We start from the raw sequence: 16387 nt of genomic DNA, 5'->3' as shown, positions 1-16387 counted from the left end.
GGTGGGCCACGATCGCGGCCTGAGCCGCCCGCCGAGGGCGACCACTACAGACTTGGCTGGCAATTGCCGTAACCACGGCCCTTCTCCTGCCGTCCTCAACTTCAAAAGCCGATAACGCAACAGGCCCCTTGTGGGAGAGGGTGGCTTCGCGACAGCGAAGCCGGGTGAGGGGTATGTCTCCGCGAATCCATCTAGCTATGAGTGCGTGGAAAGACCCCTCATCCGGCGCTTCGCGCCGCCTTCTCCCGCAAGGGGAGAAGGGAAGAGGCACCGCTCTTGCGGCTTCTACCCCCGTCTCACGCTCGCTCCACCATCCACCGGCAGCGTCACGCCCGTAATGAAGTTCGCCTCATCGGACGCCAAAAACAGCGCGGCGTTGGCGACGTCCCAGCCGGTGCCCATTTTCTTGCGCAGCGGCACCTTGCTGTCGCGTTCGGCTTCGACCTCGGCGCGGCTCTTGTGCCATTCGCGGGCGCGGGTGTCGACGGCCATCGGCGTGTTCATCAGGCCGGGCAGGATGACGTTGGCGCGGATGCCGTATTCGGCGTTCTGGTAGGCGAGCTGTTCGGTGAAGGCGATAATCGCCGACTTCGTCGCCTTGTAGGCGACATAGGGATAATTCGTGATCGCCGCCATCGACGAGATGTTGATGATGGCGCCGCTGCCTTGCGCGCGCATGATCGGGATCACTTCTTTTGCCGCCAGGATGCAGCTCTTCAGATTGATGGCGACGACGCGGTCGAACGCTTCCTCGGTCAATTGCAACAGTTCGGCATCGCCGCCGGACAGGCTGACGCCGACATTGTTGTGCAGCACGTCGATCCGGCCCCAGCGCGATCGCGCGTCCGCGACCATCGCCTTGATATCGGTAGCCTTGGTCACGTCGGCCTTGAAGGCTGCGGCGGTGCCCTGCTTTGCCGCGATCATCGCAACCGTTTCCTGCGCCGATTCCAGATGATGATCGACGCACAAGACCTTTGCGCCCTCGCGCGCGAAGGTCAGCGCGGTGGCGCGGCCGTTGCCCATGCCTTCGCCGGGGCTTTGCCCGGCTCCGACGACGATGGCGACCTTGTCCTTCAAGCGCATCTCGGTTCACTCCCTGATCCCGGACTTCTCATTATTTTCGTGCAGATTAGCAATCGCCCCGACCGGAGAGAAGGGCGCGGCTTTTGCGTTCATGTCATTGACATCGCATGGATTTGCATGTTGCGCCGGCCCAATGCGCATGGCTGGCCCTCGCGGTTCAGGAACCGTTCTGAGGTCGCAGCGTTTGTTGCGGAGCCTTTCCCGCGCTAGGCTCTGTCTTGGGGCTTCCCAACCGCCAGTGGCTTGCCGATGAATCTGCTCGACCCACAAGGGCCCGTGGCTGCGGCCAACAGCACGATTCTGGTCGATTCCGTCTTCATCATGCTCGTGATCGTGGTGCCGACCATTTTCGCGATTCTCGGCTTTGCGTTCTGGTTTCGCGCCTCGAATCCAAAAGCGCGCTACCAACCCGACTTCGTCTATTCCGGCCGGGTCGAGATGGTGGTGTGGGCGATCCCTGCGCTCACCGTCATCCTGCTCGGTGGCGTCGCCTGGATCGGCTCGCATCAACTCGATCCCGCAGCGCCGGTGCCGGGGACTGGAAGCCCGGTGCGGATCCAAGCGGTTTCGCTCGACTGGAAATGGCTGTTCATCTATCCGGACCAGCGCATCGCCACCGTCAACACGCTGACGGTGCCGGCCGGCGCCGAACTGAACTTTCAGCTAACGTCGTCGAGCGTGATGAACACGTTCTTCATCCCGCAGCTCGGCAGCATGATCTACACCATGAACGGCATGGTGACGAAGCTGAACCTGCGCGCCGACAACGAAGGCAAGCTGCAGGGGTTGTCCGCGCATTTCTCCGGCGACGGCTTTCCCGACATGATGTTCGACGTCAATGTGGTCTCGCCGCTCGCCTTTCCGGAATGGGTGGCGACCACGGCGAAGACCGGTGCCGTGCTGAATGAGGACAGCTACAAGAAGCTGATGCAGCAGGGCGTCGAGAAGGGCAGGCCAACCTACCGTCTCGACGATCCCCGCCTGTTCGATCTGATCGCGACCCAGCACATTCCGCCGGGACCGGGGCCGGAACTGCTCTCCGATGCAGGCCGTCCGCACAGTGGAGGCCATGATGCTCGGTAAGCTCGATTGGTCGGCGATTCCGTTCGATCAGCCCATCCCGCTGGTCGCGGGCGCAGTGGTGCTGGTCGCGATCCTGGGCGTGCTGACCTGGGTCGTGGTGAAGGGGCATGTGCCCTATCTCTGGAGCGAATGGATCACCAGCGTCGATCACAAGCGCATCGGCGTCATGTATATTCTATTGGCCTCGGTGATGCTGCTGCGCGGTGGCAGCGACGCCATCATGATGCGGATCCAGCAGGCCGTCGCCTACCAGTCGCAGGGCTACCTGCCGCCGGAGCACTACAACCAGATCTTCTCGGCGCACGGCACCATCATGATCTTCTTCGTGGCAATGCCGTTCGTGATCGGGCTGATGAACCTGATCGTGCCGCTCCAGCTCGGCGTGCGCGACGTCGCTTTCCCGACGCTCAATTCGGTCGGCTTCTGGCTGACCGCGACCGGTGCGCTGCTGGTCAATCTCTCGCTCGTGGTCGGCGAGTTCGCGCGCACCGGCTGGCTCGCTTTTCCGCCGCTGTCGGAGCTGTCCTATTCGCCCGGCGTCGGCGTCGACTATTACGCCTGGTCGCTGCAGATCTCGGGCGTCGGCACGCTGGTGGCCGGCATCAATCTCGTCACCACGGTGCTGAAGCTGCGCACCAAGGGCATGAATTATCTGCGCATGCCGATGTTCTGCTGGACCACGCTGGCCTCGAACCTCCTCATCGTTGCAGCCTTTCCGATCCTTACCGCCACGCTCGCGATGCTGCTGCTCGACCGTTACCTCGGCTTCCACTTCTTCACCAACGAGGCCGGCGGCAACGTCATGATGTTCATGAACCTGATCTGGGCCTGGGGACATCCGGAGGTCTACATCCTGGTGCTGCCGGCGTTCGGCATCTTCTCTGAGGTGGTCTCGACCTTCTCCGGCAAGGGGCTGTTCGGCTATCGCTCGATGGTGCTCGCGACCATGGCGATCTGCGTCATCTCCTTCATGGTCTGGCTGCATCATTTCTTCACGATGGGGGCAGGGCCGGACGTCAATGCCATCTTCGGCATCGCCAGCATGATCATTGCGGTGCCGACCGGGGTGAAGATCTACAACTGGCTGTTCACGATGTATGGCGGCCGCATCCGCTTCGCGACGCCGATGCTGTGGGCGGTCGGCTTCATGGTGACATTCATAGTAGGTGGGTTGACGGGCGTCCTGCTCGCGGTGCCACCGGCTGACTTCATGCTCCACAACAGCATGTTCCTGGTGGCGCATTTCCACAACGTCATCATCGGCGGCGTGCTGTTCGGCGCCTTCGCCGGCTTCGAATACTGGTTTCCCAAGGCGTTTGGCTTCCGCCTCGACGAACGCTGGGGCAAGCTGGCGTTCTGGTTCACCTTCCTCGGCTTCTTCATCACTTTCATCCCGCTCTACATTGCCGGCATGCTCGGCATGACCCGGCGCATGCAGCATTACGACGTTGCGGCGTGGCGGCCCTGGATGATCGTTGCAGCAATTGGCATGGCCGTGCTGACGATCGGGGTGATCTGCCAGATCGTGCAGCTCGTGGTCAGCATCCGCAACCGCGAGGCGCTGCGCGACCGCACCGGCGATCCCTGGGACGGCCGTTCGCTGGAATGGGCGACCTCGTCGCCGCCGCCGGTGTTCAACTTCGCCTTCAATCCCGATGTGCGCGGCGAGGACGCCTATTGGGACATGAAAGTCCACGCCCAGCAGCAATCGCTCGAACGCGACAGGCCGGAATACCAGGACATCGAGATGCCCAGGAATTCTCCGACCGGTTTCGTCTGCGCATTCTTCGCCAGCATCATGGGCTTTGCGCTGATCTGGCACATCTGGTGGATGGTGATCCTGGGCGGGATCGGCGCGTTCGCGACCTTCGTCGTGTTCGCCTGGCGCGACCATGACGAATACGTCATTCCCGCGGAGGAGGTCGCCGCGATCGACCGCGTCAATCTCGAGGAACGACGCGGCCTCATCAGCATGGCGGGGGCGGTCTGATGGCGATGACGGCGACCGCTGGCCGTGCGCATGCCGATCCCCATCACATCGGGCTCGTCATCGAGCATCCCGGACCCGCTTCGAAGCGGATCGTGACCGCCTACGGCTTCTGGGTCTTCTTGCTCTCCGACATCGTGATGTTCTCCTGCTTCTTCGCGGCCTATGCGGTGCTGTCTGGCCAGACGGCCGGCGGCCCGAAGGGCTCGGAGATATTCGAGCAGAGGAACGTCGCGATCGAGACGGTCTGCCTGCTGTTGTCGAGTTTTACCTGCGGCATGGCCAGCATTGCCGCCGATGTGCGCAACCGGTTCTGGTTCTATCTCGGCATGGCCGTGACTTGTCTGTTGGGACTCATATTCCTGGCGATCGAATTCCGCGAATTCGCCGACCTCGTCGCGCGCGGCTATGGCCCGTCGCGCAGCGCGTTCCTGACCGCGTTCTTCTCGTTGGTCGGCTGCCACGGCCTGCATGTCTCGGCCGGCGTGCTGTGGCTCCTCACCATGATGGCCCAGGTGTTCGCGAAAGGCTTTCGCGCCGACGTCCTGCGCCGGATGATGTGCTTTGCGCTGTTCTGGCACGCGCTCGACATCGTCTGGGTCGGGGTGTTCTCCGTCGTCTATTTGCTTGGGAGTGCCGCATGAGCGATCAGAGCCACGCGCGGAGCGACCACGACCTCGCGCCGGGCGAGGAAGAGCAACACAGTGTCGGCACCCGTATTCTTGGCTACGTCGTCGGCCTTGTCCTGGCGCTGCTGCTCACGGCGACGTCGTTCTTCATCGCCGGCACCGATCTGGTCTGGCAGCCCTCCATCCCCGTCGCGCTGATCGTGCTGGCGATTGCGCAGATGGGTGTGCATCTGGTGTTCTTCCTGCACATCACGACCGGCCCCGACAACACGAACAACGTGCTGGCGCTGGCCTTCGGCCTGCTGGTGGTCTTCCTGGTGGTGGGCGGCACGGTCTGGATCATGGCGCATCTGAATGCGAACATGCCGCCGATGGACCAGATCATGCGGATGCAGTGAAAGGACCGCCCAAAAAAGAAGAGCCGCTTGGTGTGACAAGCGGCCCAAGTCTAGGGAGGAAACGCCCAAGCAAGGCAATCAGGCCGGAGCCGGATTGCTGCCAAGGAAACGCCCGCGCAAGCGCTTGCGTACCCTAATGAGTGCAGCGACTCGCGAAGGAGTTCAATTCCGGATCAATACGGTCCCGGACTACTACTCACGGATGCGTGAGAGAATTATTCACTTCGGCCGGCGGCAGTTGTAGGCCTTGCGGAAGCCGGCTGCCTGGGCGTCGTCCTCCGAGCAGAACCAGCGGTCCGGCTTGGTGGTCGCCGGGTAGCTCGGGCAACCCCGCAAATGATAGATGCCGATGTTGCCGGTGACGCGTGCGCGCACCGCGAGCTTTCCCTTGATGCTGCAACTCGGTGGCATCGTCAGCTCCTCCGGGAACAGCACGGCCCGAATTTCCTTGTCGCGGTCCGGGCGGCAGGCGGCGCCCAGCAGTGCGCCGTCCTTCTTGCCCGCGCGGAAGTCTTGCGGTGCAACAAAACAGCCCTTCCAGATCCCGGCGGCGGCTGACTTGGCCTCGGCCACGGCCGGCTTGACGTTCGCCTTGATCGGCTCCCGCGCGACGGCAAAGCCGAGCTTGACCAGCTGTTCGTTCAAGCTGGTCTTGTCGCCCTCGGCCGTGCAGATCGCCCGGTGCCGCTTGCCAAAACTCTTCTCCGGCCCGACATCGTCACAGCGCACGGAGCGCTTGTTGATCAGCTTCGCCAGCTGGTCGCGAGCCTCGATGCCGCAGGTCCAGGAATCGGCGTGGTCGTCGATGCAGACCTGGTCCAGCTCGGGCGCGTCGACGCCGTCGAGCCGATAGGTGACATCGCCAAGCTGGATGGAGTTGCCGTCGCGGACTGTCGCGGCGGCGGTCAGCGCGGAAGCCGGCTCGGAAGACGCCAGGACTCCGGACAAGGCGAAAAACAAAACGAGCGCAAAAGCGCGGGCGGCGGCAAAGACATTTCGGAAGGACATACGGTCTCGCTATCGATTGCTCGTGTGCCTGTTCCTAGCATCCGGATGTGGCGATACCAATGGTCTGCACCCTGCGAAGTGCGACATTCCGGCCCCGCGGCTTTACTCCCCGCCCGCTCTGACCCTATCGTTCGCAGGCCTTGCGGACCGTGCAGGCCGAATCGCCCGGGAAGCGGCGAGGGCGGGAGGAAAAGGTTGCGATGAAAGACCCCGTGGACGTCCTGATCATCGGCGCCGGCGCTTCGGGCGCGGCGGTGGCGTGGTCGCTGGCCGAGACCAAGATGCACATTCTCTGCCTGGAGCAGGGCGGCTGGATGAACCCGGCGGAATATCCCAGCACCGGCCGGGACTGGGAGGCCAAGTTCTACGGCGAGTGGTCGTCGAGCCCGAACGTGCGCGGCCGTCCCGAGGACTATCCGATCAACGACGACAATTCGCCGATCAAGGTCGTGAACTACAATGCGGTCGGCGGCTCCACGGTGATGTACACCGCGCACTGGCCGCGGCTGCATCCCTCCGATTTCAAGGTGAGGACGCTGGACGGCGTCGCCGACGACTGGCCAATCGATTACGACACGCTGACCCCGTTCTTCGAGGAGAACGATCGGATCATGGGCACATCGGGCTTGTCGGGCGACCCACTGTCCCCGCTGACGCATCCGCCGATGCCGCAACAGCCGCTCGGATTGTCCGGCGCCATCATCGGCAAGGCCATGAACAAGCTCGGCTGGCACTGGTGGCCGTCGGACACGACGGTCGCGACGATGGACTATGAGGGCCGCGCGCGCTGCATCAATCTCGGCCACTGCACGCCGGCCTGCGCGCAGGGCGCGAAATCCTCCACCGACATCACCTATTGGCCGCAGGCGATCCGCGCCGGCGTCGAGCTGCGCACCCATTGCCGGGTGCGCGAGATCACCACCGACGAGAGCGGTATGGCTTCGGGCGTGGTCTATTACGACAAGGACGGCATCGAGCAGTTCCAGCCCGCGCATGTCGTCATCATCGCCTGCAACGGCGTCGGCACGCCGCGGCTGTTGCTGAATTCGGCGTCCTCGCGCTTTCCGAACGGCCTTGCCAATTCGTCCGGCCTCGTCGGCAAGAATTTGATGTTCCATCCCTACGCGCAGATCTACGGCTATGTGAAGGAGCCGACCGATAGCAACCGCGCGCCGCCGACCTGCCTGTGGAGCAAGGAGTGGTACGACACGGACCCCTCGCGCGGCTTCGTGCGCGGCTATGGCGTTCAGTTCGTGCGCGGGGCCGGACCGGTGTTCGAGGCTGTCGTCAGCGAGCAGAAGGGCATTCTGCCCTGGGGCGAGGATCATCACCGCGTCTTCCGCAAGCTGAACGGCCATCGGCTCGGATTTTCCGCGATCTGTGAGGATCTGCCGGAGGAGCATAATCGCGTCACGCTCGATCCCGTCCTGAAAGACAGTCACGGCATTCCCGCGCCGAAGATCGACTACACGATCAGCGAGAACAGCCGGAAGATGATGGAGCATGCGCTGGCGCGCGGCCGGGAGGTTTTGGAGACCGCGGGCGCCACCGATATCTGCATCAACTCGCCGATCCCCTGGGGCGGTTGGCACCTGCTCGGCACCGCGCGGATGGGCACCGTCCCTGAAAGCTCCGTGGTCAATGAATGGGGCCGCACGCACGACGTCAAGAATCTCTTCATCGTCGACGGCAGCATCTTCGTCACGTCGGGCGGCGTGAACCCGACCTCCACCATCCAGGCCCTCGCGCTCTACATCGCCGACCAGATGAAGCAGCGCCTCGCCAATTTGTTTGATTAAGGCCGCCATGTCCGCAGACAATCTTACGCGCACCCAACGCGACGACCTCCGCAGCATCGCCGCGATGATCGTTCCCGCCAGCGACGAGTACAAGGTGCCCGGCGCCGACGATCCCGCGATCCAGGCAGATATGCTCGCAACGCTTGGCCGCGATACCAAATTGGTCGCGGCCGCGCTGGATGATCTGGCGCGGCTGTCAGGAGCGCCGCTCGCCGAGCTCGATGCCACCAGGCGCGATGCGGTGGCGCAGGAGTTTCGCAAGCACGGCGGCGTCGCCGCCGCGACGCTCGTCCGCGTCGTGCTGCAATGCTACTACCGCGACGACCGCGTGCTGGGTTCGCTGGGGATCGAACTGCGGGCGCCATTCCCGAAGGGCCATGTGCTTCCGGATGGAGACTGGTCGCTGCTCGACCCGGTGAAGGCGAGGGCCGGTACGCTCAGGCGGGCGCCCTAGCCATCTGGGCAGTCCAGCCCTGCGCGCCCGGCTGGCACCTTGCGCGGCCGGGCACAGGCCACCATCTGTGTGAGCCTTCAAGGACTCTTGCCATGCTGGATTTCACCTCAGATATCGTCGATGACGCCGCGTCATCGCGAACGACAGCATCTGCGCCGGCCGATGACCGGGCGTTGCTGGACGCCTATTCCAATGCCGTGATCGATGTGACCGACCGGGTCGGCCCCGCGGTCGTGCGTGTCGAGACCGGGCCAAAAGTGCCGAACGGCCGTGAGCGCGGCGGGCTCGGCTCGGGCATCGTGATCTCGCCTGATGGCCTCGTCCTCACCAACAGCCACGTGGTCGGCACGTCGAAGGAGATCCGGCTGCGCGACGTCGAGGGCCATGTCGGCGAAGCCCAGGTGCTGGGCGTCGATCCCGATACCGATCTTGCGCTGCTGCGTGCCAACGGCGTGCGCCATTTGCCCTATGCCGCGCTCGGCAACTCCAAGACGCTGCGCCGCGGCCAGCTCGTGATCGCGATCGGAAATCCGCTCGGTTTCGAATCGACTGTGACTGCCGGCGTGGTCTCGGCGCTCGGCCGCTCGATCCGCTCGGTCAGCGGCCGCACCATCGAGGACGTGATCCAGACCGACGCCGCGCTCAACCCCGGCAACTCCGGCGGCCCGCTGCTGTCGTCGAATGCCGAGGTGATCGGCATCAACACCGCCATCATCAACGGCGCCCAAGGCATCTGCTTCGCGGTCGCCAGCAACACCGCGCAATTCGTGTTGTCGGAGATCATCCGTCACGGCTATGTCCGCCGCGCCTTTATCGGTGTCGCCGGACAGACCGCGCCGATCCCGCGGCGGCACGCGGTGCTGGCCGGCATCGAAAACAAGATGGGCGCGCTGCTCGCGCAGATCGAGCCGGATGGTCCGGCGGCGAAGGCGGGCCTGTTGCCCGGCGACGTCGTGATCAGGCTCGACGGCGTCGAGATCAACGGTGTCGACGATCTGATCCGCGTGCTCGACCGCGACCGGATCGGCCGGCGGCTCGCGATGGACGTGCTGCGGCTCGGCCGCCTGCGGGCGATCGATATCGACCCGATCGAGCGCAAGCCGCAGCGCTAGCGCGGGACGGGCGAGGCGGGGTATGACGGTGTCATGCCTCGCCTTCGGAAACCCGCCGCATGATGCCGGCACACGAGACCTACGACGTCATTGTCATCGGCGCCGGTGCCGGTGGCATGACGGCGGCGGCCGTGGCCGCTGCGCAAGGCCTGCGCGTGCTGGTGATCGAGAAGACCGCGTTCGTCGGCGGCACCACCGCCTGGTCTGGCGGCATGGTCTGGATCCCCGCCAATGCCAGGATGAAAGAGGCCGGGCTCTCCGACAGCGTCGCGGATGCGGTCCAATATCTGTCGAGCACGGTGCCCCAGCTCGCCAATGCCGGCCTGCGCGCCGCCTTCCTCGCGCGCGGGCCCGAGGCGATCGCCTATCTCGAAGCCAACACGGAAGTTCGCCTCCAGCCGGTGAAGGCCTGTCCGGATTGTTATCCGGAGCGGCTGGGCGCAACCGCTGGCGGCCGCGTGCTGGAGCCGGTCGGTTTCGATGGCAGGCGGCTGGGCGAAGCTTTTGAGCGATTGCGGCCGCCGCTGCCGGAGTTCACGCTGTTCGGCGGGATGATGATCGATCCTCTCGACGTTCCGCATTTGCTCAGTGTTGGAAAATCGCTGCGCTCGACCCTGCGAGCGGCGCGGTTGGTTTCCGCGTATGCGTTGCAACGGCTGCGCAGTCCGCGTGGAACGTCGCTGCATCTCGGCAACGCACTTGCCGCGCAGCTCTATGCTTCGCTGCTGGCGCGGCAGGTCGAAGTTCTCTTCAGCGCCGATGTCGCGGACCTCTCGATTCAGGGTGATCGCGTCAGCGGCGTGGTGATCCGTCATGGCTCCCGCGACCGGCCGATCGCAGCGCGCCGCGGCGTGGTGCTGGCGACGGGCGGCTTTTCGCACGACGCCGTGTTGCGCAAACGCTTCTTCCCGGCGGCGGCCGGATTTGTCTCGGCGACCAACCCTTCCAGCACCGGCGACGGACTTCGGCTCGCGGCAGCGACAGGTGCCGCGCTCAACACGGACGCGACCAGCCCGGCCTATTGGGTGCCGGCCTCGCTGTTCCGCCGCGCCGACGGTAGCCGCGGCGTGTTCCCGCACACGGTGACCGACCGCGCCAAGCCCGGTGTGATCGCTGTCAACGCAGCGGGCCGGCGTTTCGTCAACGAGGCGCTGTCCCACCACGAGTTCGCCATCGCCATGCTCCGTCATGGCGATGGCGAGCCGGACCGGCCGTTCTATTTGATTTGCGATCGCCGGTTCCTGTGGACTTACGGCTTCGGCCGCATCAAGCCGTTCACGCGCAGCTATCGGCGCTATGTGGCGAGCGGCGAGCTGGTCGAGGCTCCTGACATTGCGCAGCTTGCGGCGAGGATCTGCGTCAAGCCGCCGGTGCTGGCGGCGACGATCGCGAGCTACAACGAAGGCGCAAGGGAGGGCCGCGATGGCGAATTCGGCCGCGGCAGCACTACCTACCAGCGCCATCTCGGCGATGCCGCTCGCAAGCCCAATCCCTGCGTTGCGCCGATCGTCGGTGCCCCGTTGTTCGCGATGCGCATCTATCCGGCTGATCTCGGCACCGCGATTGGCATGAAGGTCGATGCGCAGGCCCGGGTGCTGCGCGCGGACGGCGCGCCGATCGCGGGCCTCTATGCCTGCGGCAATGACATGGGCTCGATCATGAACGGCAATTATCCGGCGCCGGGGATCTCGTCAGGGCCGGCGCTGACGTTCGGATACATCGCGGGGCGGCATCTGGCGGAGGGAAGCGTGGTGACGACACTCGAAGCTGCAAAGGCATCCGTCTGATCGGGGCCCCCGCTGCATCCGCGTCATTGCGGGCGCAGCGAAGCAATCCAGAATCCTTCCGCGGTGACAGTCTGGATTGCTTCGTCGCAAGGGCTCCTCGCAATGACGGGGAGAAGCTCGCGTTAACCTCTACTCCGCCGCCGCCGCAAAACGGCTGTTCTCCAGCTCCGCCTCCAGCCGCGCCGTCTCGGCCGCTGCCAGCTTGATATTGGCCTCCTTGACGTGGCCGAAGCCTCGGATGGTCTCCGGCACCCTCGCGAGCCTTGCCAGCAGCGGGATCTGCTCCGCTTTCAGCCCCGCGATCCGCTGATCGATCATGCCGAGATAATCCTCAACCAGCTTCCGCTCCGTCTGGCGCTCTTCGGTGCGGCCGAACGGATCGAAGGCGCCGCCGCGCAGGAACTTGAGCTTGGCGAGAACGCGGAAGGCATGGATCATCCAGCCGCCGAACTCCTGTTTCTGCAGCCGGCCCGTCGTCTTGTCGCGCTGTGCGAAGATCGGCGGTGCCAAATGGTATTTCAGGGTGAAGTCGCCGTCGAATTGCTCCGAGACCTTCTTCGCGAAGCTGCCGTCGGTGTAGAGCCGGGCGACCTCGTACTCATCCTTGTAGGACATCAGCTTGAACAGGTTCTTCGCGACGGCCTCGGTCAGCTCGGTTGACGCGGGAGAGGCGGAGATTTCCGCCTTGCGTACCTTGGCGACGGCTGCGAGATAGCGGTCGGCATAGGCCTTGTCCTGATAGCTGGTCAAAAACTCCATGCGGGTCGCGATGATGTCGTCGAGCGACTTCGTCGGTGCCGCCGCCCGGCTCTTGAACTGGAGCACGCTGCGCACCCGCGACATGTCGTGGGCGGCCAGGCGGCCCCAGGTGAAGGCGAGCTTGTTCATCTCGATCGCCGCGCCGTTGATTTCGATGGCGCGCAGCAGCGCTTCCAGCGACAGCGGGATCGCGCCCTTCTGGAAGGCGAAGCCGAGCATGAAGGGATTGGTGGCGATGCTGTCGCCCATCAGCGCAGCGGCTATGCCTGTGGCATCGATAATATCGAGGTTCTTGTCTCCGACGGCGTCGCGCAGCACGGTCTGCATCGTGCCCATCTCGAAGTCGAGATCGGGGTTTTGCACGAAGCTCGCGGTCGGCTGCAAATCGGCGTTGATGTAGGCTTTGGTCACGCCACGTTCGGCGCGGCTGAGCGCGGTGGGGCCGGCCGAGACAATCATGTCGCAACCGAGAATGACGTCGGCGCCGCCCGTGGTGATGCGGACCGCGGAGATATCCTCCGGCTTCGGGGCGATGCGGACATGGCTCATCACGGCGCCGTTCTTCTGCGACAGGCCGGTGAAGTCGAGCGCCGAGCAGCCGCGGCCGGCGACATGGGCCGCCATGCCGAGCAGGGCGCCGATGGTGATGACGCCGGTGCCGCCGATGCCGGTGACGAGGATGTTGTAGGGCGCGTCCAGCTCGCGCGCGGGCGGCAGCGGCAAATCGGCGAATAGCTGGTCGGAATCGACTGCCGAGGTCTTCATGCGCTTCAGCGAACCGCCATGTACGGTCACGAAACTCGGGCAGAAACCTTCGACGCAGGAAAAGTCCTTGTTGCAGTTAGACTGGTCGATCTGGCGCTTGCGGCCGAACTCGGTCTCCAGCGGTTGCACCGAGACGCAGTTGGAGGCCTGCGAGCAATCGCCGCAGCCCTCGCAGACCAGCTCGTTGATGAAGGCGCGCTTGGCGAGATCGGGATAAAGCCCGCGCTTGCGGCGGCGGCGCTTTTCCGCGGCGCAGGTCTGGTCGTAGATGATGACCGTGAGACCCTTGATGTCGCGCAGGTCGCGCTGCACGGCATCGAGTTCGCGGCGATGATGGATGGTCGCGCCTTGCGGGAAGTAGTTTCCTTGCGGGTACTTGCCCGGATCGTCCGAGACGATTGCCAGGCGCTTGACGCCCTCGGCCCAGACCTGATGCGCGATCTGCGCCACGTTGAAGGCGCCTTCGGCGGGCTGGCCGCCGGTCATGGCGACGGCGTCGTTGTAGAGGATCTTGTAGGTGATGTTGATGCCGGCGGCCGATGCCGCGCGAAGGGCGAGAAGCCCGGAATGCGTATAGGTGCCGTCGCCGAGATTCTGGAAGATGTGCTTCTCGCTCGTGAAGGGCGACTGGCCGATCCAGTTCACGCCCTCGGCGCCCATATGCGAGATCAGATCGGTGCGGCGGGTCGGCATGCTCAGGGCCATGCCGTGGCAGCCGATGCCGGCCATGGCGCGGCTACCTTCGGGCACGCGGGTCGAGGTGTTGTGCGGGCAGCCCGAGCAGAAGAACGGCGTGCGCGCGAGCTTGATCTGGGTGCTGGCGGTGACCGGATTGTCGAAGGCCTCCAGCCGCGCGAGCCGCTGCTCCAGCACCGGGCTGTGATGGCCGAGCTTGCGCAGCCGTGCCACCAGCGCGCCCGCGACGATGGTCGGCGTCAGTTCGCCTTCGCTCGGCAGCAGTAGCGTGCCGCGCTCGTCGCGCTTGCCTGTGATCGTCGGGCGCCTGGACGCATCGATATTGTAGAGGATGCGCATCAGCTGGTCTTCGATGAAGCCGCGCTTCTCCTCGACCACGAGCACGTCTTGCAGACCCTCGGCGAAACGCTTGGCACCGCTCTCCTCCAGCGGCCAGGTCATCGCGACCTTGTAGATGCGCAGACCGAGATCCTGCGCGTCCTTGTCGGTAATGCCGAGATCGGCGAGGGCCTGGCGCAGATCGAGATAGGCCTTGCCGGTGGCGACGATGCCGAGCCGTGCAGGCTTGGAGTCGAGCACGATGCGATCGAGCTGGTTGGCGCGGGCGAAGGCCTGCACTGCGGCCATCTTCGGCCCGAACAGACGCCTCTCGGCATCCAGCGGCGGATCGGGCCAGCGGATGTTGAGGCCGCCGGGCGGCATCTCGAAATCCTCGGGCAGCACGATCTTGATGCGTTCAGGGTCGCTGTCGATCGACGCCGAGCTTTCCACGGTCTCGCTGATCGCCTTGAAGCCGACCCAGCAGCCGGAGAAGCGCGACAGCGCGAAACCGTAGAGGCCGAGATCGAGATAATCCTGCAGCGTCGCCGGATTGATCACGGGGATCAGCGCCGCCGCAAACACCTGCTCGCTCTGATGCGCCAGTGTCGAGGACTGGCAGCCGTGGTCGTCGCCGGCCAGCGCCAGCACGCCGCCATTGAGCGCGGTGCCGGCCGCATTGGCATGCTTGAGCGCATCGACCGAGCGATCGACGCCGGGGCCCTTGCCGTACCAGATGCCGAATACGCCATCGACCTTGGCGCCCGGAAACAAGCCGACCTGCTGGCTGCCCCAGACCGCAGTCGCCGCCAGATCCTCGTTCAGGCCTGGGACGAAGGCTATGTCGTGCTGCGCAAGGTGTGACTTCGCGCGCCACAGCGCGTGGTCGTACATGCCGAGCGGGGAACCGCGATAGCCGGAGATGAAGCCGCCGGTGTTGAGGCCCTGGAGCCGGTCGCGTTCGCGCTGCAACATGGGCAATCGAACCAGGGCCTGTGTGCCGGACAGGAAGATCCGCTTCGATTCGAGCCGGTATTTATCGTCCAGCTCGACCTGCAACAGCGTCATTTCGGGGGTCCTTGTTGTCCTGGTCCGGCGAGGGATTTTGCGCCGCGGGAGGTTTGCGGCTTTGCGAAGCGGGAGATCGCAGTCAAGAGCATGGGCCGGCGAAGTCAATATCGCTGGCCGCATCCGTGGCGCTCCTGCTAGTCATGGCTTCCAGTGGAGAACATCATGGCTGCAAGCGCATTCGACACCGAGATCACGGCGACGGCCGAGGCCCTGATTGGACCGTGGCGCCAGCCTCATCAGATGCTGCAAGCGCAAACCTACGACGCGCACGCGTCCATTCACGACGACGCCACCGCGCAGAAGCTCGGCTTCAAGGGCGGTACCATCGAAGGCCCGACGCATTTCAGCCAGTTCGCTCCGCTCGGCGCGCAGCTGTGGGGACGCGCCTGGTTCGAGACCGGCTGCCTGTCCGCGCATTATCGCAGCGTCTGCTATGAGGGTGAGGAGGTGCAGGCGATCCTGTCGAAGCCACTGCCCGGGACGCGCCAGTGCCAGATCCAGATGGTCAAGCGCGATGGCACGGAGGTGCTGCGCGGCACGGCCTCCGTCGGTGAGCCGCACGCAGCGACTGCGCTGGAGGCGCGCCTCTCCGAGCTCAAGCCGCTCGCCGATCCCGTGATCCTGCGCGACGTCAGGGTGGCGCAGACCGGCAAGCGGCAGACGGTCCGCATGGCGTTCGATCAGATCATGGGCGACCTCTATCCTTTCTCGCTGCGGCGCAGAAGCTCGCCGTCATCACCGAAAACTCGCCATACTATTCGGGCGCCGACAACCCCTGGGGCAGACCGATCATCCCGATGGAGATGCTGAGCGTGCTGTTCCAGTATCGCTCGAAGGACGATCCGCTGCCGGCCAAGGGGCCGGCCGTCGGCTTGTTCGCCGACCAGGAGATCCGGCTGATAAAGGGCCCGCTTTTCGTCGACGAGGACTACGAGGTCGAGCGCGAGGTGGTCGCGCTCTCCGGCAGCCGCCGCACCGAAAGCGCGTGGGCCAGGACGCGTGTGTTCGACAAGGCGAATACGGTGGTCGCCACCATGCTGCTGAACATGGCGACGATGAAGGACTCCTATGCGCCGTACGAGGAAGAGTATCGGCAGCTGTATGGGGCGTAGGAGCGATGGCTGCACCCTCTCCCCTTGTGGGCCTGTTGCGTAATCCGCCAGTTGTGATTCCCTAGGTCAAAGCCTTGGAGGTATCGATGGCGGTGAAGCGGACAGGACAGCCGAGCTTTGTGGAAGCGCTGATGCCGAAGGGCGCCGGCGCCAATGCGGCGCTGGATCGGTTGGCTGGCCTGGTCAAGTGGTACCGGTTCGAGAAGCTGATCGGCCATTTGCGGGATGAAGGGAGCCCCGGTCGTCCAGGCTATCCGGTGCTTGTGCTGTTTCGCGCGGTGCTGCTGCAGTCGCTCTACGGTCTTTCGGAGCGCGAACTGGAG

The 16387-nt window shown here is 64.8% G+C and carries 12 protein-coding genes and 1 pseudogene; 10 read left to right on the top strand and 3 right to left on the bottom strand.

Annotated elements, in window-relative coordinates:
* Nucleotides 1-285: 285 nt before the first annotated feature.
* Nucleotides 286-1086, bottom strand: coding sequence for an SDR family NAD(P)-dependent oxidoreductase (locus CV770_RS37225; RefSeq protein WP_104465879.1), 801 nt, complete (start codon nt 1084-1086; stop codon nt 286-288).
* A 249-nt stretch (nt 1087-1335) separates the two neighbouring features.
* Here CV770_RS37225 and CV770_RS37220 point away from each other — a divergent pair, with 249 nt between their 5' ends.
* Genes CV770_RS37220 through cyoD form a run of 4 tightly spaced genes read left to right on the top strand, consistent with a single transcriptional unit; the run spans nt 1336 to nt 5183 of the window.
* Nucleotides 1336-2169, top strand: a complete 834-nt coding sequence (locus CV770_RS37220) for a cytochrome ubiquinol oxidase subunit II family protein (RefSeq protein WP_104465878.1) — start codon at nt 1336-1338, stop codon at nt 2167-2169.
* Nucleotides 2159-4159, top strand: coding sequence for a cytochrome o ubiquinol oxidase subunit I (gene cyoB, locus CV770_RS37215; RefSeq protein ID WP_104465880.1), 2001 nt, complete (start codon nt 2159-2161; stop codon nt 4157-4159). The genes CV770_RS37220 and cyoB overlap by 11 nt, the downstream gene beginning before the upstream one ends.
* On the top strand, nt 4159-4800 hold the full coding sequence (locus CV770_RS37210; protein WP_104465877.1) for a cytochrome (ubi)quinol oxidase subunit III: 642 nt from the start codon (nt 4159-4161) through the stop codon (nt 4798-4800). Before cyoB ends, CV770_RS37210 begins: the two co-directional genes overlap by 1 nt.
* A complete protein-coding gene (gene cyoD, locus CV770_RS37205) occupies nt 4797-5183 on the top strand; it encodes a cytochrome o ubiquinol oxidase subunit IV (protein WP_018322693.1) in 387 nt (128 codons plus the stop codon). Before CV770_RS37210 ends, cyoD begins: the two co-directional genes overlap by 4 nt.
* Nucleotides 5184-5402: 219 nt before the next feature.
* Here cyoD and CV770_RS37200 read toward each other — a convergent pair whose 3' ends face one another.
* Nucleotides 5403-6191, bottom strand: a complete 789-nt coding sequence (locus CV770_RS37200; protein WP_091964599.1) for a thermonuclease family protein — start codon at nt 6189-6191, stop codon at nt 5403-5405.
* 200 nt (nt 6192-6391) lie between these two features.
* Here CV770_RS37200 and CV770_RS37195 point away from each other — a divergent pair, with 200 nt between their 5' ends.
* The 4 genes from CV770_RS37195 (at nt 6392) to CV770_RS37180 (ending at nt 11343) form a co-directional block, all read left to right on the top strand.
* Nucleotides 6392-7990 (top strand): GMC family oxidoreductase, encoded by a 1599-nt coding sequence (locus CV770_RS37195; RefSeq protein WP_104465876.1) that lies wholly within the window; start codon nt 6392-6394, stop codon nt 7988-7990.
* Between the two features lie 7 nt (nt 7991-7997).
* Nucleotides 7998-8444, top strand: a complete 447-nt coding sequence (locus CV770_RS37190; RefSeq protein ID WP_091964597.1) for a hypothetical protein — start codon at nt 7998-8000, stop codon at nt 8442-8444.
* 92 nt (nt 8445-8536) lie between these two features.
* A complete protein-coding gene (locus CV770_RS37185; RefSeq protein ID WP_104465875.1) occupies nt 8537-9556 on the top strand; it encodes a S1C family serine protease in 1020 nt (339 codons plus the stop codon).
* A gap of 59 nt (nt 9557-9615) precedes the next feature.
* Nucleotides 9616-11343, top strand: a complete 1728-nt coding sequence (locus CV770_RS37180; RefSeq protein WP_104465874.1) for an FAD-dependent oxidoreductase — start codon at nt 9616-9618, stop codon at nt 11341-11343.
* A 129-nt stretch (nt 11344-11472) separates the two neighbouring features.
* Here CV770_RS37180 and CV770_RS37175 read toward each other — a convergent pair whose 3' ends face one another.
* Entirely contained in the window at nt 11473-14949 is a 3477-nt protein-coding gene (locus tag CV770_RS37175) for an indolepyruvate ferredoxin oxidoreductase family protein (RefSeq protein WP_104465873.1), read from the bottom strand.
* A 165-nt stretch (nt 14950-15114) separates the two neighbouring features.
* On the opposite strand from CV770_RS37175, the pseudogene CV770_RS37170 reads away from it, so the two are divergent.
* A pseudogene (locus tag CV770_RS37170) lies at nt 15115-16064 on the top strand (hypothetical protein).
* Between the two features lie 86 nt (nt 16065-16150).
* The coding region (locus tag CV770_RS37165; protein WP_146101285.1) for a transposase at nt 16151-16387 on the top strand (237 nt) is incomplete at its 3' end.

Origin of the sequence: Bradyrhizobium sp. AC87j1, assembly GCF_002936975.1 — a bacterium.
In the GTDB taxonomy this organism is placed as follows: domain Bacteria; phylum Pseudomonadota; class Alphaproteobacteria; order Rhizobiales; family Xanthobacteraceae; genus Bradyrhizobium; species Bradyrhizobium shewense.
Note: the sequence above shows the minus strand (reverse complement) of the source record. Positions and strands in the feature narration are given on the sequence as shown.